At 51.8% G+C, this 20,059-nt stretch carries 13 protein-coding genes, 1 pseudogene and 1 riboswitch; of the genes and pseudogenes, 6 read left to right on the plus strand and 8 right to left on the minus strand.

What is annotated here, in order from left to right; all coding sequences use genetic code 11:
• The first annotated feature begins 131 nt into the window (after positions 1–131).
• Positions 132–749 carry a TetR/AcrR family transcriptional regulator gene (locus tag ACTJKB_RS16730; RefSeq protein ID WP_440835470.1) on the plus strand — a complete coding sequence of 206 codons (618 nt, stop codon included), beginning with the start codon at positions 132–134 and terminating at the stop codon, positions 747–749.
• 677 nt (positions 750–1,426) lie between these two features.
• Here ACTJKB_RS16730 and ACTJKB_RS16735 read toward each other — a convergent pair.
• Positions 1,427–2,575: a polysaccharide deacetylase family protein gene (locus ACTJKB_RS16735; protein ID WP_440835472.1), complete on the minus strand. Its 1,149-nt coding sequence runs from the start codon at positions 2,573–2,575 to the stop codon at positions 1,427–1,429.
• Between the two features lie 501 nt (positions 2,576–3,076).
• Here ACTJKB_RS16735 and qoxA point away from each other — a divergent pair.
• The 4 genes from qoxA to qoxD are packed head-to-tail and all read left to right on the plus strand — an operon-like array spanning position 3,077 to position 6,970.
• Positions 3,077–4,096 carry a cytochrome aa3 quinol oxidase subunit II gene (gene qoxA / locus ACTJKB_RS16740; protein ID WP_440835474.1) on the plus strand — a complete coding sequence of 340 codons (1,020 nt, stop codon included), beginning with the start codon at positions 3,077–3,079 and terminating at the stop codon, positions 4,094–4,096.
• 39 nt (positions 4,097–4,135) lie between these two features.
• On the plus strand, positions 4,136–6,082 hold the full coding sequence (gene qoxB, locus ACTJKB_RS16745) for a cytochrome aa3 quinol oxidase subunit I (protein ID WP_440835476.1): 1,947 nt from the start codon (positions 4,136–4,138) through the stop codon (positions 6,080–6,082).
• Positions 6,079–6,675: a cytochrome (ubi)quinol oxidase subunit III gene (locus ACTJKB_RS16750; RefSeq protein WP_074082968.1), complete on the plus strand. Its 597-nt coding sequence runs from the start codon at positions 6,079–6,081 to the stop codon at positions 6,673–6,675. Before qoxB ends, ACTJKB_RS16750 begins: the two co-directional genes overlap by 4 nt.
• Before the next feature lies 1 nt (position 6,676).
• Complete coding sequence (qoxD, locus tag ACTJKB_RS16755) at positions 6,677–6,970, plus strand: cytochrome aa3 quinol oxidase subunit IV (RefSeq protein WP_440835478.1); 294 nt, start codon at positions 6,677–6,679, stop codon at positions 6,968–6,970.
• Positions 6,971–7,128: 158 nt separating this feature from the next.
• Here the strand turns inward: qoxD and ACTJKB_RS16760 are convergent, their stop codons facing one another.
• The 7 genes and pseudogenes from ACTJKB_RS16760 to ACTJKB_RS16790 form a co-directional block, all read right to left on the minus strand.
• Positions 7,129–8,553 (minus strand): methyl-accepting chemotaxis protein, encoded by a 1,425-nt coding sequence (locus ACTJKB_RS16760; protein ID WP_440835480.1) that lies wholly within the window; start codon positions 8,551–8,553, stop codon positions 7,129–7,131.
• A gap of 142 nt (positions 8,554–8,695) precedes the next feature.
• On the minus strand, positions 8,696–9,382 hold the full coding sequence (locus tag ACTJKB_RS16765; RefSeq protein WP_440835481.1) for an ECF transporter S component: 687 nt from the start codon (positions 9,380–9,382) through the stop codon (positions 8,696–8,698).
• On the minus strand, positions 9,355–11,130 hold the full coding sequence (locus ACTJKB_RS16770) for an ABC transporter ATP-binding protein (protein ID WP_440835483.1): 1,776 nt from the start codon (positions 11,128–11,130) through the stop codon (positions 9,355–9,357). The genes ACTJKB_RS16765 and ACTJKB_RS16770 overlap by 28 nt, the downstream gene beginning before the upstream one ends.
• Complete coding sequence (locus ACTJKB_RS16775; RefSeq protein WP_440835484.1) at positions 11,046–11,990, minus strand: energy-coupling factor transporter transmembrane component T; 945 nt, start codon at positions 11,988–11,990, stop codon at positions 11,046–11,048. Before ACTJKB_RS16775 ends, ACTJKB_RS16770 begins: the two co-directional genes overlap by 85 nt.
• Positions 11,987–12,874, minus strand: a complete 888-nt coding sequence (locus ACTJKB_RS16780) for a DUF4430 domain-containing protein (protein ID WP_440835486.1) — start codon at positions 12,872–12,874, stop codon at positions 11,987–11,989. Before ACTJKB_RS16780 ends, ACTJKB_RS16775 begins: the two co-directional genes overlap by 4 nt.
• Positions 12,875–13,012: 138 nt before the next feature.
• Positions 13,013–18,238, minus strand: coding sequence for a DUF4430 domain-containing protein (locus ACTJKB_RS16785; protein WP_440835488.1), 5,226 nt, complete (start codon positions 18,236–18,238; stop codon positions 13,013–13,015).
• 183 nt (positions 18,239–18,421) lie between these two features.
• Positions 18,422–18,626: riboswitch (cobalamin riboswitch) on the minus strand.
• A gap of 66 nt (positions 18,627–18,692) precedes the next feature.
• A pseudogene (locus ACTJKB_RS16790) lies at positions 18,693–18,850 on the minus strand (IS4 family transposase); the annotation flags it as partial.
• Between the two features lie 122 nt (positions 18,851–18,972).
• Between ACTJKB_RS16790 and ACTJKB_RS16795 the strand changes: the two are divergent.
• Positions 18,973–19,881 (plus strand): GNAT family N-acetyltransferase, encoded by a 909-nt coding sequence (locus ACTJKB_RS16795; protein WP_440835490.1) that lies wholly within the window; start codon positions 18,973–18,975, stop codon positions 19,879–19,881.
• Positions 19,882–20,059: the final 178 nt, after the last annotated feature.

Below are 20,059 nucleotides of genomic sequence, written 5' to 3' on the forward strand. Positions count from 1 at the left end.
CTGCAGTTCATGTTGTGATTATATGAACTAAAGTTCATGTTTGTCAACAAAAAATGAACTTTAGTTCAACTTTTATTGACAGCCCAAAACCCCTCCTCTACAATCAGTACTACAAGGGGGAGCTACCGGACATGAGTGATATGGAAGACAAGATCAGAACACCACGGCAGGAACGCAGTATCAAAACCAAGGAAGCAATTATCCAGGCGGCTATGAAGCTCTTCTCGGACAAGGGCTTCCACCAGACCAATACCAAGCAAATCGCAGCGGCCGCCGGAGTATCGACAGGCAGCTTCTATTCCTATTTCGTTGATAAAAGAGCTGTTTTTATCGATGCTCTCAAAATATATGGCGACGAGCTTATGGTCCGGATCGACGCTTCGATGTCTGAGATCAACTTCAAAACCATCGAACGGACCGAGCTGATTACTCATCTGGTTGACACCCTTCTCGTCTCCCATAAGGCCTTTATCGGGTACCATAAAGATCTGACGATCATGTACCATAGCGATGAGGAAATTAAGCAGCTGATGGATGCCCAGTATGAGGTGGGCCGGATCAGAACACTGAAGTATCTGCAGATGGGACAAGATGAGCTTAAGACGGAAGACGTGGAGGCCGCTTCTATCATCGTGTTCGAAACGGTCAGCGCCATCGTTGATGTCATCTCCTTCTCCCCGCAGCGCATCGCAACCGACCGGCTGAAGTCCGAGCTGGTTCAGATGGTTATCAGTTATCTGTATAAGTGAGGGTAGTCCAGGCTCCGGGTCAGTACAACAAAGCCGCCGCGGTCTGCACCCTCGGCGGCGGGGGATGAGCGACCCGCTCACACAGGGGCTGAAACTTTCTGCAGTTGTTCATGGCGATCTGGTACTTGGAGCTGAAATAACGGCATTTCTACCGTTGTTCTCCCACGGATTACCCCATTCAATGACAAAAAAGAGCAAGCTGCGAGGATGAATCAACCACGTAGCTTGCTCTTTTTTTGGTTCAAAACCAAAATTAGCGGTTGTCACTCCAATAGAAGTTTCCTTAGTTCCTTCAGCACGAGGAGCGATTCGCTAGGCGTGGCCTTGGAATGCCTGTGTAGTGTCTGAACAAACAAGAGGAAAATGACCCGCTAATCCACAGATAATCTTCCAGTATTAAGTATTAAGGGGTTTTTATCCCTCTATTCCTACTCAAACCGTCACGGAAGGGGATAATGGCCAATTATAGAGGGATCATTTCCCTCTATTCCTCCAAATATCCTGTTCGCCGCCTGAATAGAGGGCGTTTTTCCGCTATTCAGGTATTTTAGTTGAATGGAATCGAATCCGATTACCATGCTGAAAAGTTCAACCGATAATTTTTGGTTGAGCCCTTTTTTTATAACAAAATTATAAAGGCTAACGGTTGTCCCTCAATGTTCCAACCCTAGAGATGCTTAACGCTTGTCCTTCCAGAAATTCAACGGCTCGATATCCTTCGTAATAATCTCGAACGTATAGCCCTCTTTCTTCAGTGACTCCAGCAGGCGCGGAAGCACTTTGAGGGTTGCTTTCTGGTCATGCATCAGGATCACCGGATTGGTTCTGGAGTGTTGCAGCTTATGCACCTGATTCATGACTGTTGTATAGATGGTGGCACTATCCTCTTTGTACTTCCAGTCATCCGAATCCACGTTCCAGTCCCACAGATGATAACCTTGACCCAGCACTTTGTCTCTAAAGGTCTTGGTGAAATAAGGCTTGCTGCCGTATGGCGGACGAATCAGTGTTGTACCCTGGCCGGTGATCTTCCGCAGGATCGCGTTGTCCCCGTTCATTTCGGCAAGCGCAGCAGAGGCAGACGCATAGAACTTCTCTTTGCGGTGCGTCATGCCATGCAAGCCCAGACCACTTCCCATCTCCACAATCCGCTTCACCTGGGAAGGATAACGGTTCATATTGGGTCCAATCATGAAGAACGTGGCCTTGACATCATACTTGTCCAGAATATCCAGCAGCTGTGACGTTGTTGCTGACGGTCCGTCATCAAAGGTCAGATATAAGGTTGTACCCGGCTTGGCTGCAGGAGTTTTCGCAGGTTCTTTGGCAGGTTCTTCGGGGGTTACAGGCGGCGTCAGTTCGCTCTTGTATTTACTTATGAACCCTGCGTCATCCAAGGTTGCCGAGGCATCATAGACGCGCAGTAAATATTTCTCCGGTTCAAAGGAAATGATATATCCGAGGTAGGCGCTTATCTTCAGCGGAACCATCAATGTTCCGTTCTGAAGAAATGTATCCGCCTTGGCAATCGTTCCATCCTGGAGCTTAGCTCCCCCATTATCCCCCAGCAGCCTGAGCGTGCGCCCCCCGCCTTCGACCTGAATGCCATCTGGAAGACCGGTGAGGGTCCACTTCAGCTCTGCCGCCAAAGCGCGGAGAGGAACATAATAGGTATCATTATGCGAAACGGCTGTGATGCCGCTTAAGGTATCCCCTACTCCCAGCTTCAAAGATTTGTTCGCTCCCGCTGCACTTACTGTTGTTTGAATGACACCGAAGCACAGGAATAATGACATGAATAAGAGCATTACTTTTTTAGTAGCCACCGACACAATCTCCAATCTATGTATATTTATCTATTACTTTAACATACATAGATATAACGTAATTTGAGAGATTGTAACCGCGAGCAGAAAAAGTTGTAACTGTTATGCTGTGATAAATGACATATTGTCATTATTTTCAGAAAGAACTCAAACTTCGTCGAATGCTGTCATAGTAAGCAAATCCCAATGAATCCGGGCCTTTTACGGCTTAAATATTTGTGACGAAAATAGTAACATTTGTGAAATTATGAACAAAATTTGAACATTCTTAAAATAACCTTAAGGCGCACCGTTACTGTGATCTTTATCATACGTTAAGGATGTTGTAACAAATTGATCACAGATATTTAACTTAATGGACATTTTTAAGGACGATTATAGCTTTAATTACAAAATATGTATTTTGCATTATGGGTAAGTAGTTCTTACTATAGATACAGGTTAATGTTTGCCCGCTAACGATCGGTGCATGAAAAGAACTATTGAAGGAAGGAGTTCTATATGAAAAAAAAGGGACCGTTATACGCTTTGTTTCTCAGCCTCATTCTCCTCCTCCCGGGATGCAGTTCAATCGCTGTTCTGAACCCGAAGGGGCCGTCTGCACGAACTTTATCTGACACCATCATCCTTTCTATTCTCGTGATGCTCGGTGTTCTGGCCGTTGTCTACATCTTATACATCTTCGTGCTGGTGAAATACCGGGCCAATAAAAGCAATGAAGGATACATTCCGGAGCATGAGGAGGGCAACAAGGTGCTCGAAGCGATCTGGATTATTATCCCGATCATTATTGTGGCCTTCCTGTCCGTTGTGACAGTCAAAACGACTAGCGCTGTCGAGAAGCAGGCCGAAGATTACAAAGACCAGACTCCTCTCGTCATCTATGCCTCTTCTTCCAACTGGAAATGGCATTTCAGCTATCCGGAGGAAGGCATTGAAACCGTGAACTATGTCAATATGCCGGTGCACCGGGCAGTAGAGTTCAGAATGTACTCTTTCGGTACCATCACGAGCCTATGGATTCCACAGCTTGCCGGACAAAAGTATGCGATGAGCGACATGCTTACCACACTTCATCTTTCCGCAGATACTGAAGGCTCATATATTGGCAAGAATGCCAACTTCAGCGGTAAAGGCTTCGCCCATATGGAATTCGAAGCCCTTGTCATGAGCAGCAAGGATTATGACGAGTGGGTGAAAGAGGTCAAGGAAACGGCTCCGAAGCTTACAGAGAAGGAATTCAAGGGCCTGCTCGCCACCGATTATCTTGGACGTAAAACTTATTCTTCCACCCATCTGGAATTCAGCCCTCCTCCGGGAGACCACAGCGAGCATATGAGCGGTGAAGGCAAGGAGATGGATATGGATAACGGAAATATGGATCATCAGGACAATAAGGATATCCATCCTTCACCGGAGCCTTCCAGCGAGACTGAGTTCGACAGCAAACCGAATCCGGAAGTCGAACAGCCGCTGCCAAGCTCACCGGTAGACGAACAGACGCAAGATAGCAATTCTTAAAGTACCGCTCGATGAAACAACCTGAAAGGAGCCACCCTAATGGATTTAGACAAATTTAAGGTTCACGGCGAACCCTTGATATACGGAGCCATGATCAGTATCGCACTTGCTACTATCGGGATTCTCGTCGGGCTTACCTATTTCAAAAAATGGGGTTACCTCTGGCGCGAATGGCTGACCACGGTCGACCATAAGAAAATCGGCGTCATGTATATCCTGGCCGCGCTGCTCATGCTGTTCCGCGGGGGCGTGGACGCGATGATGATGCGTCTGCAAACCGCAGCGCCGGAAATGAAGTTCCTCGACGCACAGCACTATAATGAGGTCTTTACCACCCACGGTCTGATCATGATTCTCTTCATGGCCATGCCGTTTATCATCGGTCTGATGAATGTGATCGTACCGCTGCAGATCGGTGCACGCGACGTAGCTTTCCCGCGTCTGAACGCCGTCAGCTTCTGGCTTTTCTTTATGGGGGCCATGCTGCTCAACATTTCCTTCGTCATCGGCGGATCGCCGGATGCCGGATGGTCGGCCTACTTCCCGCTGGCAAGTCTGGAGTTCAGTCCGACAGTCGGCAACAACTACTACTCCCTGGCGCTGCAGATTTCCGGTATCGGGACTCTGATCACAGGTGTTAACTTTATCGTAACCATTCTTAAAATGCGCGCACCAGGCATGAAGCTGATGAAGATGCCGATGTTCACCTGGTCCGTACTCATCACCAACGTGATTATCGTCTTCGCTTTCCCGGTTCTGACCGTGGCCCTGGCGCTGATGATGTTCGACCGCCTGTTCGGCTCCCAGTTCTTCACCATGGCCAACGGCGGGATGGATATGCTCTGGGCGAACCTGTTCTGGGTTTGGGGACATCCTGAGGTATATATCGTTATTCTGCCGGCGTTCGGTATTTATAGCGAAATTATCGCCACCTTCTCCAAAAAGAATCTATACGGTTATACCTCCATGGTATTCAGTATGCTGATTATTTCGCTCCTGTCCTTCCTGGTATGGGCCCACCATTTCTACACCATGGGTCAAGGCGTTATGGTCAACAGTTTCTTCTCCATCACCACGATGGCGATAGCTGTACCTACCGGGGTTAAAATATTCAACTGGCTGTTTACACTGCGAAAAGGCCGGATTACCTTCACGACCCCGATGCTGTATACGCTGGCCTTTATCCCGATCTTCACCATCGGCGGGGTAACGGGGGTCATGCTGGCGATGGCCAGTGCCGACTACCAGTACCACAACACCATGTTCCTGGTTGCGCATTTCCACTACGTGCTGATTCCGGGTGCCGTCTTCGCCGTTATTGCCGGGTTCCACTACTGGTTCCCGAAAGTATTCGGCTTCCGTCTGAACGAACGACTGGGTAAGCATTCCTTCTGGTGGATCGTGATTTCCTTCAACGTCACCTTCTTCCCGCTGTTCTTCCTCGGTCTAATGGGGATGACCCGCCGGATGTACACCTATTCAAAGGAAACCGGCTTTGGCCCGCTCAATATGCTGTCCTTTGTGGGTGCGGTAGGATTGGCGATAGGCTTTGTACTGTTGGTCTACAACATCTACTGGAGCACACGCTACATGCCAAGAGATACAACAAGCGATCCTTGGGATGGACGCACACTGGAATGGGCTACGCATAGCCCAATGCCGGTCTACAACTTTGCGGTTGTGCCAAAAGTTCAGACACGTGATGCCTTTTGGTCCGCCAAGCAGGACAAATTACCGTTATTCGAGGACAAAATCACTAAGATCCACATGCCAAGCAATACTGGCAAACCTTTTATCCTGGGTGTGATCTTCTTCTTCGCTGGCTTCTTCCTGGTCTTCAGCATGTGGATTCCTGCGATTGTTGCCGGAGTGGGTATTCTGATTATGCTGGCAGCCATGTCCTTTGACCGCGATCACGGCTACTACATCTCAGTGGATGAAGTTATCGCTACAGAAAAGAAATTGAAGCGGGGTGAGACTGTATGAAAATAGATGCATCCAAGCCGCTTGAATACTCAACAGAAGAGAACAGTAACAAAATCTTCGGATTCTGGGTCTTTCTCGGAGCTGAAATTCCATTGTTCGCCACCTTGTTTACCGTATTCTTGGTCATGGTGGACCGCTTCGCCAGCGGCCCTAACGGAAAAGAGCTTTTTGAAATTGGCCCGGTGCTGATTGAAACCTTCCTGCTGCTGACCAGTTCGTTCACGATCGGTCTTGCGGTTCATGCCATGCGTCTAGGCTATAAGAAGGCAATGATGGTCTTCATGGCCCTCACGCTGCTGATGGGTCTGGGCTTTATCGGCATTGAAATCACTGAATTTGTGACCTACGTGCATGAAGGGGCTACGCTGCAAACCAGCGGTTTCCTCTCCAGTCTGTTCGTCCTGCTGGGAACGCACGGTGCCCACGTCAGCTTCGGCTTCCTGTGGGGAACGGCGATTATGATTCAGCTGTGGCGTCAGGGCATTAACCCGGCTACAGCCAACAAAGCATTTATCTTCTCACTGTTCTGGCATTTCCTGGACGTTGTCTGGATCTTTATCTTCAGCTTCGTCTACCTGAAAGGACTGATGTGACATGATGAAGCAACTGTTTCCAATTCGCCATGTGATGGGTTATCTGGCCTCTCTGGTCCTTTCTGCTGCAGCGCTCATTGTTATCTATGGTGATCTCTCACACGGCGCCAACATGGCCGTACTGCTGATCACAGCTCTGATCCAGGCTTCCCTGCAGCTGTTCGTGTTCATGCACATCGGGGAATCGGCAGATACCAAGAAAGAGCTGTACATTAATATCACCTATGCACTCTTTGTGGGTCTGGTCACCATTTTCGGTACTTTGTTCATCTTCGTATGGGGCTGGTACGCCTAAGGCCCGCAACATTTCATTCTTCGATCTGCAATAACAAGCGGTCTGTTCCGGTAATTTGCTGCCGGGACAGACCGTTTTTGCTTGCCTGTTATTATGCGAACAAAAACAAGCAGCCCCCCGAGAGTTTCTGGCTCCGGGGAGGCTGCTTGTTGATCATATCAGAGCTTAAAGCGCGCCAAATCCATTTGCAAATTCTCGGCCAACGTTGCCAGATACTGAGCGGACATCGACATTTCGCCCATCGCAGTCAATTGTTCCTCGCTGGCAGCGCTGGTATCCTGCACTTCTCCCGCACCCTTGCGCGAAACTTCGCTTACCTGCTCCATAGCCTTTGATACCGATTGGGCTTCAAGAGAAACATGCAGAGTGGCCTTGCAAATCTCCTCTGTCTGACGTGCAGCATTTCTAATGAACTCCTGGATGCTATTGATTTCTGCCGTCAGTCTGCCCAGATTACTGACCATCTCCCGGCTGGTTGAGAAGCTGGAATCCATCTGCTTCATCTGCCCAAGAATAACTTCAACTGCATCAGCACCACGAGCGGTGAAAGCTGTGGCCTCTGCCATGAGCACAGACATTTCATTGCTTCCTCGCTCAACAGCAGCAATATCCTTCACTATCGTCTGCACGGATTGCGCAGTGCGGTCAATCGTCTCTGCCTGCGCATCGAACCCGGTGGCGATTTCACTGGAGGTTTCGGCGATTAACCGCGAAGCACTGGCAGTCTGCTCTGCGCTGGCGCTCATTTGCTGCGAGGAGGCCGACAGCATTTCAGCGCTCTCCGAAACCCCCTGCATCATGAGCTTCAGGCTATCCAGCATCGTATTAAACGATCCGTTGATCTGCCCGATCTCGTCCCGTGAGTCATAGGAAGCTGCTGCGGTAAGATCTCCCGTTTCTGCGCGTTTCATCAGCATCTGCAATTCTCTCAGCGGCTTAGTAATCATCCTCGAGATCATGAAGCCGATTCCTGCACACAGGAGTAAGGCTGTAACTATCAGGGAAATGCTCGCTGTCATGGAGTTTTTAGCATTTTTCAGAGTCTTCACATTATGATTCTCAGCATCTTGAACCAGCAGCACGCTGGCATCGTCAAGGAGGCCAACCATGGTCTTCCGTAATTCTTTGAAGCTGGTGTCCGAATATATCTGATATCCATCACTGCTCAGATGCTTACCGGCAAGCTTGATGATATTATCACGCTGTGCCCGGTAATCCGGCAACAGAGATAGATATTGAAATATTTTATTGGAAATCTCTTTATTAGCCAATGAGATCCCCTTAAGCTGACTGATCAGCTTATTGTTAGTATTGATGTTCTCTTCGATGGCTGCGTTAAGCACCTGGTTTTTGGCATCGTCCTTGGTGATCAGAGACTCCAATAGGAACGACTCAATCGCCCGGTTGTTTCCGCGTATTTCTGTAATCAAATAGATGGGCTGCAGGTTCTGATTATAAGCTTCCTTGGATCTGTCAGCCATGCGATTGGTGGTAATCATGCCGATAGCTCCAATCCCAAAGAGCAAGATCGCAAAAATCGTCACCAGCAATAACATTTTATGTCTAACCTTAAGATGTTTCATATTTCCTGTTCCCGCCTTCTCCCAATCTTGCTGTACATATTTTATCGGAGAAGAAGGTCAAAAGTATGATGATTCAGCGGAGAAATTTGTCGAAAAAACGAATATTATAGTATATTATGTGACTATAAGACTATATGACCACTCATTCCTGGAGCAGCCCATATTTTTTACGGAACCGCTTCAGCACTTTGGTCCAGCCTCCGGCGAGAACGGCCAGGAAAAACACATTGGATAAGGCATGGGCCAGGTCCAGATAAAAGCTTGATGCATAGGCGGCCGTCACCAGTCCCCAGCTGAATGCATCAGGAAGACTGATCAGATACCAGATATTCATAATCCAGCCGAACACAAAACCCCATACAAAGCCAAAGGCAAGCATTCCGCCCTTTTTCTTCATCCACCAGGTATTCCGCAGCCAGCCCGCCGTCAGGCCGACCATCCCCCAGGCAAACATTTGCCAGGGTGTCCATGGACCCTGCCCGAAGTAGATATTGGACACCAGTGCAGCTACCGCCCCGATGATGAAGCCAGCTTCAGCCCCGAAGACATAGGCCGATAGTATGACAATAGCAGATACAGGCTTTACACTCGGCAAGGCAGCAAAAGGAATGCGGCTGACCGCAGCGACAGCTGACAGCACTGCCAGCAGCACTAGCTCTCTGGATTCAAGCGGACGCCGTTCCAGCCGGATGAACAGCGGCAGCAGGGTCACCGCCAGCAGCACTAGGCTGAGCAACATATAATGGCGGTCCTTCAGCGCAGAGGTGAGCGCCAGGCCGGCTACAAATAACCCGAGTGCGATCAGGAGCGGAAAGCGAAAGCGGACCACGTTTTCATCACATCCTCTATCGTCAATGCCTGCGGCAGCAGATCCCGCACCATGCGATTGACCACTGTCGTATAGAAATAATTGCTGCTGAAAAACTCCGCCGGGGCCCCCTCTGACGTAATTCCGCCGTCGAACAGCATCGCGCAGCGCGAGGCATATCTCGCAGCAAATTCAACATCATGTGTTACCAGAACGATACTGACTCCCTGATGACGCAAATCCCCAAGCAATGCAGCCAGCCGTTCCTTGGCCCCGGGATCCAGTCCCTTCGTCGGCTCATCCAGCAGTAAAATGTCTGGCGCGAGCAGCATAACCATGGCGAGCGCGAGCTTCTGCTGCTGACCGCCGCTGATATCATGCGGATGGCTGAGCAGGAGGTTCTCCAGCTGAAAGGTTTCGAGGAGACGGGATATTTCCCGTTCTGCCCTTTCTCCGGACAACCCGGCGTAATCTGCCATATGCTTCAGCTCCTCCTGAACCGTGTCGTAGCTGAAGTATAGCAGCGGGTTCTGGGCCAGAAAGCCGCTGGTAATCCCTTTGCCCAGCGCGACCTTGCCGCGTTGGGGCTTAAGCAGACCATTCATTACATGCAGCAGCGTTGATTTCCCGGCCCCATTCCCGCCCATTATAGCCAGAAGCTCTCCCCGGTACAGCGATAACGAGAGCTTTTTAAGCACCTCTGCCCCGTCCTTGGTGTAGCGTAAGGTCACTTCCCGGCAGCTGAGCAGCAGGTCGGAAGAGGGCGCTGGGACCGTACGTGAAGCGTCGGCGGATGAAACTGTGCTTACGGGATCTTCATGGGCTCTGAAGCCCTCTGCGGTCCCAGCGAGTGTCCGGGCGGTGTGTACAGCAGAGCCAGCTCCTCCAGAGGTAGCGTAAGTATCCTTGCTTGCCGCTATTCCGTCCAAGGAATGCAGCCAGCGCTTGCCCTCACGCACGGTCAGCGGGATAGACTCCGTCGGAGCAGAACCTGCGTCCGGCGCAAGCGCGAGGAAAAGACGTGAGGCGGTTGGCAAATACGCCATATGTGTTGAGTCCGGTTCCTTGCCGGCCTGGCGTACGAAATCACGGGGCGTACCCTGGAACCGCAGTTCCCCTTCTTCCAGCAGCAGCACCCGGTCAGCCAGCGGCAGCACTTCCTCCAGACGGTGCTCGCTGATTATTACCGTCACCGACAGTTCCTCATTTAACCGGTGCAGCGTCTGGATGAATTCCCGCGCAGCGACCGGATCGAGCTGTGAGGTTGGCTCGTCCAGCAGCAGCAGCTTCGGCTGCAGCAGCAGTACTGATGCCAGGTTCAGCAGCTGCTTTTGGCCACCGGAGAGCTCATGTATGGACCGGTACAGCAGCGGCTCCAGCCCGAACAGGCCGGCGATCTCTGCTAGCCTGCTGCGCATGACTGCAGGCGGATAGCCCATATTTTCCATAGAAAAGGCCAGCTCATGCCACACGGTGTCCATCACGATCTGAGCGTCCGGGTTCTGGAACACCATCCCAATTTCTCCGGCAGCAAGCTCCGCTGGCAGATCAGACAAGGACTGCCCTTTATAAGCAATCGTCCCGCTAACCTTGCCCACTGGAGCAAGCTCGCGCTTCAAATGGCGCAGGAGCGTGGTTTTACCACCGCCGGACGGGCCGAGCAGCACCACAAATTCACCTTCCTCTACCGTAAATGAGAGCTCATGAAGCGAGTCCCTGTCTTCTTCGGGGTAGCTGAAGGATAACTGCTGTGCCGTGAGGATCTCCATAACCATTTCTCCTTTCCTTCCAGGGCCAGCGGCGTCAGCACAAACACGCAGAAGCTGGCATACATCGCAGCATCAGCCCAGCCGAGGTGCATCGGCTTCATCCGCGGATAAATATCCAGCACCCCATACCCTTTCATCCAAAAAAACAGCGGAATCAATCCGCTTACGGTAAACAGCAGCAGCATGGCTTTATCCTGCAGGTCCAGCTTGTATATGCCGTATACGCTGCGTTTGCGGACACCATACCCCCGCGCTTTCATCGAGTCTGCTGTCTGCAGCGCCTCCTCCAGCGACCAGGTCAGCAGCACCTTGAGCAGTGTCATGCCATCCCTCATTCTGGAGCGCAGGCTGCCCTTGCCCGCATCCACTCCCCGAATCCGCTGGATCAGGGTGATCTGCCGCAGCCGCCGCTGGAACAAGGGGACGAACCGCATGGTCATGAGCGTAAGCAGAGTAGTCCGGGGTGCAGCCGCAGCGAACAGGTACATGAATTTATCAGTAGTAACCGTGTAATTATAAGAGATGAACAGTATAAAGACAGTCAGCAGCACCAGCATCATCATCAGCCCGTACAGTACGGCTTCCAGTGTAATCGGCTGATCCATAAAATAAAACAGAATATGCGCCCCCCTGTGTGAAAACAAGGGATTCAGCACCGCCACGGAAACCGCCATCAGCAGATAAAAGGGCAGGCCGCGCAGCAGCCCGCGTCCTTGACCCTGCAGCACCAGGAGTAAGGTCAGTCCGGCAATCTCCGTTGCCAGGAACAGGGGATGAAACAGCAAGGCGGCGAATAAGAGTAGCCCTGCATAATAGACCAGCGCCACCGTAGGATGCATCGAGCGGAAGCCGCTGCTCATTGCACTTCGGCCCCCACATCCTTGCCGAGATCGAGCGTATACAGCCACTCCACGGTATCACCCGGCTTCAGTGTGTAGCTGCCTGCCCCCTTGCCGGGAATTTCACCGTTGACTCTGTATATCCAGCCACTCTCCGGCCCGTGGTCAAACTCATAGAGATTATCTATTCCTTCAACATAAGCGAAGCTTTTGGCTCCCTGGTATTCCATTTGAATTTTATTCTTGCGGGTAATGCGCTTCAGCAGCTCCAGCGCACTCTCGCCGTCCTTGACTTCAACGGCGGCTGCCGCAAAAATCGCCCCGTGCTCCTCATCTCCGGTAATGGAGAACGTGACGGTGTCTTCGGCCCCGGCAGGCTTCGCCGGGGCGGCTGATGCTGCAGCAGTCGGCTTCGCAGCTGCCGGTGCTTGCGCCGTGGCGGCAGGCTTCGCCGTTGCCGCCGGCTTAGTGGCTGCTGAGGGCTTCGCGCCTGCAGCAGGCTTCGCAGGCCCGGCCGAGGCTTGCGCCGTGGCCGGAGCTGCGCTGCCCGTAACGGGAGCTGGCTCCGTTACGGCAGCGGCAGACGGCGCGGTGCCAGCGGCCGCACTGGAAGCGGCGGGCGGCGCGGACGCAGCCGCCCCCTTGGACGTCCCGGCGGCGGATTCCGCGCCGGACGTCCAGGCTGTGCCGTCCCCTGTAGCGGACGGCACGGGGCTTGCGGCGTCCCCGGGGATAGGGGACGCCTGGTTCTGGGGCTGCGGGCTCTGCACCGCAGCCGTATTCGTGGCGGCGGGGCTCGGCCCGCCGCCGGCTGTGTCTGCGCCGGATGCGCAGCCGACGAGCAGCAGCGCTGCGGCCAGAAGCAGCAGCGGGTAAGACAGCCATTGCTGGATGGACTTCAACATGAACATGGACACCTCCGGGAAAAAGGGAAAGGAACGGGGCTGCAGACTGCTCCCCCGTTCCGTTCTTTTACAATATGAATGCTGGTATAACAGGAACCACCAAGTCTGAATGGATCAACTTTACTGGAGAAGGTAACATCAAGGCAGTCTTACAGCCACAACAGCCGCCATTTCTCTAGTGACAGCTGCCACCGGGTCAAAGGTTCCGCCAGATCCAGTCATATAGCCGAGCTGAGTGACGGAACGGACAGCGGATAGCGCGTAGCTGCTAATCTGGGCTTCGTCCGTAAATTTAACGGCCTGCGGGGCTGACGCAGAAGCTGTATTTTCCAGCTTGAGCGCTCTGGCGATCATGACAGCCATATCCTGGCGGGAGATGATGCCGTTCGGATTAAAGGTTGTGTCCGTGATCCCATCGACAATGCCGAGCTGTTTGGCTCTCAGCACTATTCCATAATACCATGCGCCAGTCTTGACGTCGCTGAATACCGGTGCGCTGCTTGCTGAAGAAGGCTCATTGTGGGTCAGTCTGAGCAGCAGAGCCGCAAATTCCGCACGGGTAATCTTCTGCTTCGGCGCAAAAATCAGGCTGTTTCCGCTGACCCCTTCCATCAGCTTCCGGGTGTAAGCCTGATGCACGGAATCCAGCGCCCAGGCCGAAATCAGTTCCTCATCGGTGAATACCGCTCCCCCGGTCACACCGGAAGGAGAAATGCTGAACAGCTTCGCCTCACCATTCAGATAACGGCTATACGCTGTCAGCGCCAGCAGTGCCTGCTCGGTAGCTACGTTGTTCGCGGGTTGTCCCAGTGTATGCGCATAACCGCCGTCCGCTTGCCGGAAGGAAGCCAGATGGCTGAGCAATCCGCCTTTGGCTTTGACAAACCGGGAGTCATTCGGGCCGGTGCCCGCAGCACTCAGGGCAATAATCACCTGCGCCGTACTCTCACTGTTCGCTTCACCAGCCTGCTTGTAGCCGCCGTCTTCCTGCTGCTGTTGTGACAGCCAGGCAATGGCCTTGTCTATTGCCGCCGCAACAGCAGCCTGGTCGGTATGAGCAGCAAGCGCGGTAACCGCCATAGCGGTAATATCCGGATCTGCTGTTCCGCCTGCAGTCAGCGGGAATCCGCCGTCCTTATCCTGAGCTTCGAGCAGCGCCTGAGTCAGGCGTTCTTTGGTCCACTTGGCACTCGAAGGCACCGTATAGGAGCCGCTGTCCAGGGCAATCAGGGCAAAGATCAGACCGTTGTTTCCCTGGCTGGTCAACTTGTCATTGTTGTAGATTTTCTCAATGAGGTTATAGCCGCCAAACGTCTGCGGATCTGCACCCGCAGCAGCCACAGCCAAGACTAGACGCTCATAGTCTGTAACCTTGCGGAGCTGCCCCTGACTGTCCGACAGCTGCCCCTTCACACCTGCCAGATAAGCAGCAGGCACCGCATGACCTGAACGGGCAAGCCCAACGGCCTGCCAGTCACTAAGCTCTTCCGTTGCTGTTATGCCCTTCGCTGTAGCAGCAATGTCGCTTTTCAGCTGCTCTGGCTTAGGCTCCCACTTGCTGCGGTCAACCACTGCGTAGTCGGTGAAGTGGCTCACCTTTCCGGTGAGAATTCCGGTTTTGGCATCCAATACCGACGGAACCGGAATCCAGCGGCCTGTGGCCGGATCAAGCCAGGCCAAGGCCAGATTCGCTGGATTAAGGACGGTTACAGGCACCGTAATGGATAAATCGACCGGCTTCACAAATTTGGTACCATCCGGGGAGAAGGTGTATAGCCCTGATACCAGCTCCTTGCGTGACGAGCTGCTCTCCCGCACGCTGATCTTCACGGTTCCGGTAACCGCACCGGCCGGAATCAGCAGTTGCACTTCACCCCCGCTGTCCTTGAGGACTGCACCTGCACCAGGGGTAACTTCCTGCTCGAAGACAGCAGTGTTTGCCGTGAATTTCCCGCTCAGTGCCGCCGCTTCTGACGCCGTCATTCTGGCGTTCAGGTTCGTAACGGCTGTTGTCTGCCCCACCTGATTCAGCGGAAGGGTGTTGTCAGTGGTGATGTCCACGGTTCCCGTACTTCCCGGAAGACCGCCTGCGCCTGGAGAAGTGGTTTCATAATCTGTCGTGTAGGACCAGACAAGTACATCTCCATTACTCAATTTATAATCAGCCGCACTAAATCCGGGGTCCTTACCATTTACGTAATAGAGCCATCCGCTTTTGGGTCCCCGGTCAAACTCTTTGAGGCCGTCGATAGACACCACATACAGGCTTCCGCCGGAGGTCGTGGCCTCCACTTTGCCCCCCAATTGGCGGTTCAGCAGGCTGTATGCCGTTTCGCCCGGATTCAAGACCACCTGCGTGCTGGGCAGAATCGTTCCTTTGGCGCTGTCCCCGATAACCGAGATCGTTGCCGATGCCGGCTGAGGCACAACTGCCGGATCTGCAACGGTCAGCTTTTGCGTATAGCGGGCAATCTTCGGCGTGCTCTCCGCAATATATCCGGTCACGGCCAGGGTGTACGCACCAGCAGGCAATCCTTTGTCAAAGGTAGCTATACCTTGGTCATTTGTAGTTACTGCTGTGCCGCCAATCGTAACCTGTACACCCGCTGCCGGCGTTACCACCGGGTCAGAGGTAAAGGTGGTATTATTCCAGACCCACTGCTTCTGCGCTACCGTAATGGTGAACTTTTCACCCGGCTTAGGCTGCGCAGGAGCAACCGACAGTGAATTGACAACATGCGTGTTGCCACCGGTATAGTAGACCAGCACCCGGTCGGATTGCTGCAATACAAAATCATTCAGCCCTACCTCGGGGTAGATCCACTCCCCGCCGCGCGATACTGCAAACCCCCAATAATCATTAGGGCTGTAAGTGCCATTCTTGATGCCATCGATCCCCCATACAAAGCTGCCAAAAGAGGATTCCGTAATATTCAGCGGAATATGGCCCGAAGCAGCCAGCTGCAGCAGCGCGTCAAACGCGTTGAGCGCTTCCAGCGTGCCTTCGGCCACCGGCCCCTGAGGCCCTTCAATGGACAGATAAGCGGTCACATTGCTCAGGGCTATTTTCAAGGATTGTGCATGGCGGGCAATCTTCGGCGTGCTGTCGGCAACGTACCCGGTTACCGCCAGTGTGTATATTTTGCCGGGCAGACCGTCTTTAAAGCTGGCTGTGCCTTGACTGTCTGTAGTGACGGATTTGCCGCCAATGGTAACCTGTACACCCGCCGCCGGGGAGGTTACCGGATCATTGTTGAATGTGGCCGAATTCCACACCCATTTCTTTTGCGTCACGGTAACGGTAAAAGCTTCCCCCGGCTTAGGCTGCGCTGGACTGACCTGTACCGTATCCACCACCTGGGTATCCGCACCGGCATAATACACCAGCACCCGGTCGGATGCCTCCAGTACATAATCCCCCATCCCGACAGACGGGTAGATCCATTCGCCGCCCCGCTGCACCGCAAAGCTCCAATAGCCCTTATACGTGCCGCTCTCTATTCCGTTGATCGACGAGACATAGCTGCCAAAAGAAGATTCTGTAATCTTCAGCGGAATATTGCCGGACTCGGCGAGCTTCTTCAGCGCTTCCAGTGTATTATACGCCTCCAGCGCACCGTCAATGACTGGCCCCTGCGGTCCTTCAACCGACAGATAAGCCGCTACATTCTTGGGAGCGATCTTCAAAGACTGCGTATATTTCGCAACTGCCGGGGCCTTCCCCGGAGCGTAGCCGGTCACAGCAAGCGTATAATCACCTGCTGAAATCCCTCCGGTAAAGGCTGCAGTTCCTTTTGCATCTGTTGTGACCGTATGATCCCCAATTGTCACCTGTACCCCGGCAGCGCCTGAGGTTACCGGACTGGAAGTGGATGTGGAATTATTCCATACCCATGTTTTTTGGGTGACCGTAACGGTAAAAGCTTCACCCTCTCTAGGCTGCACCTTGGAAAGGGATACTTGATCTACAAGCTGTGTATCGCTGCCGGCATAATAAACCAGCAGTTTGTCCGACTCCTTCAGCTTGAAGTCTTTCATGCCTACATCGACGCTTGCCCATTCACCACCGCGCGAAACGGCATACATCCAGCCATCATACCCGCCATAGGTCCCGGCAGAGATGCTGCCAATACCCGTGACATAGTTACCGGAAGGGTTCGTAACCGTCAGTCCGTTCGCTGCAGCTACTTTGTCCAGCGCTTCGAGTACATTTCCCGCATATGCGCTGCCCTGACCCAGTGTCTGCTCAGGGCCTTCGATCGTGAGCGGCACATAGACTAACGGATTCTGCGGTGCCGGCTTGGAAAAATCGTACAGTTTTCCGTTCGTTCCACCGCTGAACAAGCTGTAGGCCACCAGCGCCTGGAGTCCCTGTTCCGTGGCCAGCACATTGGCACTGCCGCCTTGATTATGGGCAAAGGCACCATTCTCCAGCCGGAAGCTCAGAAGTCGGCTGACCAGATCTGCTTCGTTCTTGGTGAACTCGTCACTGGTGGGGTCTACGCCATAAGAAGACAGGGCAATGATGGCCTGAGCCACACTTTCGCTGCTGTCCCCGTAACCACCGCTGGCGTCCTGTTTGGCAGCCAGCCAGGCTACGGCTTTTTGTCCGGCTGTCGCAACAGCCGGGTCATTCTTATGAGCAGAGAGTGCGGTCAGGACGATGGCCGTCATATCCGGATCGCTCGCCCCCGGGAACAGAGCAAAGCCGCCGTCACTGTTTTGCTTGGATAGAATTTCGCTTAACAATGTTGTCTGATTCCATTTGGCATCCCCGGGAAGCGTATAGCTTCCGGAATCAAGTGCCAGCAGTGCATATACCGGAGCATTCAGCGACTGGCCGCTGATTTTGTCACTGTTGTAGATGCGCTCCAGCAGATTGTACCCTGCCCCCGAACCGCTGCCGGCAAAATTCGCCGGATCCCCGCCGGTCGCCCGCACGGCAAGCACAATCCGCGCATAATCCGTAACGTTCGGGAAGATACCTCCCGCAGCCTGCACCTTCTGTGCAAGCGACTGGGCATAGCTCTCCGGCACCCGGTAGCCCGCCTGGGCCAGGCCGATCGCCTGCCACTCCGAGGTCACACCGCCGCTGATAATATATTCGGCAGCTGTATACGTTGCCTGCGAGACCGATACCTGTCCCCCGGAAGCTGCTGCGGTTAGTGCCGCTGCGGCTTCTCCGTCCGCAGAATGGTCAGCCTCATACACAGCGTCTGCAACACTATTCGTTACCTTGTTAGCGGAGGCTCCTGCCGCAGCAAAAGCCTGTCCCGCCGGAACCACAGCGGTACCTGTAATCGAAATAACCAGTAATAAGACCAGACCAAGTATAAAAGACTTGGCAGAATACAATGTCTTCATCGTCAACCTCTTTCCTTTTTAATGAAATGGATTGTAGTGCACTGCAGGGGGTAACCTTAACAACATAAAGACCGCCCTTGTTCAGGGCGGCCCGGGAAGAATACAAAGTGAAGGTTGCGGCTGTCCTAAGCTCCGGACTCCATCCATCTGTATATGTTCCGCATTCTTACCCCACGAAGAATAGAAACGTTCACGAAAAAGGCAGGTCTCCTGGCTTATGCCTCATTGCTGCTCTTGGCCTTCCCATCCTTATATCCGGACAGTGGCCGCTCTAAGAGCCGCTCCGCATTTACAGTGGCGGGACCGCGCCGGATTTGCACCGTGCTTCCCTTTTAAGCCGATTCTGTTTCTGCGAAGCAGAACCGGCACCTTCTCCATAACCTATTAAATTTTAATATCAATAATCATATCCAGTATTCCCTTGTATGTCTATAGACAAGCTGTTTCATAGTGGACGTAGGCGGTTTCGCTTTCCTTGCACCAGATAGCGCTGTTTCATCTCTTTCAGCATGCCAATCACGGAAAAACCTCTGACGGTGAGCTGACGAAGCAGAGGCGCTTGCGTAAAGCAACTATCATAAATACGTAGTCGGCGGTGAATCCTACACTCAAAACTAGACTGGCTACACGCTACGATAAACTGTCTTGGGATAGTTTAGTTATACCTTATATTTACCCTTATATATTAAAGCTTCCCGTGGTAGTGTGAACATAAAGACAATGGGGGGATATTTGTGTTTTCTAGTGAAAATATAGATATTGATAACATCGGCCTAGTTAACGATTATAAAGATAGCAAAGTTTACAGGGATAGTTTTAATCAACTAGCGACTTTGGTTTTTGATATCAACTTTGAAGATTGGTATCAGAAAGGATTCTGGGATGATCGTTATATATGCCATTCTTTCATCAGAGATAATGTAGTCATTGCCAATGTATCAGTTAGCAAAATGGACTTGATGATAAATGGATTTAATAAAAAAGCGATTCAAATTGGAACAGTTATGACTCATCCGGATTTTAGAGGGAAAGGACTTTCTGGAAAATTGATGAGGCACGTTCTAGATTTTTACGAGCAAGATTGTGATTTCTTCTTCTTATTCGCTAATAGCAGTGTAATTGATTTCTATCCAATATTTGGATTTAAAGCCGTTGGTGAATCCCAAATCAAACTTAAATATCACCCCACTCCAAATGCGGATACCACCTTGCGCAAGTTGAATTGTTCCCATAAAGAAGACTTGGCATTTATCAAAAGAATGGTTTTGTCTCGCCGACCTGTTTCAGAACAATTTGGTGTTATTAATAACCTAGGACTCTTTATGTTTTACGCTATAAAAGTATTTCCCGAATCAATATATTATTCGCAAGAGGACGAGGCTATTATCGTCTATCAACAAGAAGGTCATAACCTAAATTTATATGATGTAGTTAGTCAATGTGACGTTAATTTAGATCGCCTACTTAAGCGTATTGCTAATGAGCAAACAGAATATATTCATTTTCATTTCACACCAGATCAATTGCCTGAGAACGTACAGTACGAGTGGATGGACAACAACGGTGATATGCTTTTTATAAAGTCTAACTTTACTTTAGATCCAAGCTCAAAATTCTGTGTACCTGCATTAGCACATGCTTAGAGTTATACTTTTCTTTGTCATATTTAACTCTAACGTAGAACGTTAGCATTCAATGAAACAGCGACAGTCTAGGACTTTCTTGTCCTTTACTGTCGCTGTTTCAATTTCCAGGGTCGGTCTGATACTTTAAAACACGCCCAGCGTTCGACTTCCCGGGTTCAACTCATATACACCATAA

Origin of the sequence: Paenibacillus sp. 22594, assembly GCF_052044425.1 — a bacterium.
Classification (GTDB): domain Bacteria; phylum Bacillota; class Bacilli; order Paenibacillales; family Paenibacillaceae; genus Paenibacillus_AQ.

Bases quoted from the DNA above. Each gene is read 5' to 3' on its own strand.
- qoxB (WP_440835476.1), top strand. From the start codon at position 4,136: ATGGATTTAGACAAATTTAAGGTTCACGGCGAACCCTTGATATACGGA.
- ACTJKB_RS16780 (WP_440835486.1), bottom strand. From the start codon at position 12,874: ATGTTGAAGTCCATCCAGCAATGGCTGTCTTACCCGCTGCTGCTTCTG.
- qoxA (WP_440835474.1), top strand. From the start codon at position 3,077: ATGAAAAAAAAGGGACCGTTATACGCTTTGTTTCTCAGCCTCATTCTC.
- ACTJKB_RS16750 (WP_074082968.1), top strand. From the start codon at position 6,079: ATGAAAATAGATGCATCCAAGCCGCTTGAATACTCAACAGAAGAGAAC.
- ACTJKB_RS16770 (WP_440835483.1), bottom strand. From the start codon at position 11,130: ATGGAGATCCTCACGGCACAGCAGTTATCCTTCAGCTACCCCGAAGAA.
- ACTJKB_RS16785 (WP_440835488.1), bottom strand. From the start codon at position 18,238: ATGAAGACATTGTATTCTGCCAAGTCTTTTATACTTGGTCTGGTCTTA.
- qoxD (WP_440835478.1), top strand. From the start codon at position 6,677: ATGATGAAGCAACTGTTTCCAATTCGCCATGTGATGGGTTATCTGGCC.
- ACTJKB_RS16730 (WP_440835470.1), top strand. From the start codon at position 132: ATGAGTGATATGGAAGACAAGATCAGAACACCACGGCAGGAACGCAGT.
- ACTJKB_RS16775 (WP_440835484.1), bottom strand. From the start codon at position 11,990: ATGAGCAGCGGCTTCCGCTCGATGCATCCTACGGTGGCGCTGGTCTAT.
- ACTJKB_RS16760 (WP_440835480.1), bottom strand. From the start codon at position 8,553: ATGAAACATCTTAAGGTTAGACATAAAATGTTATTGCTGGTGACGATT.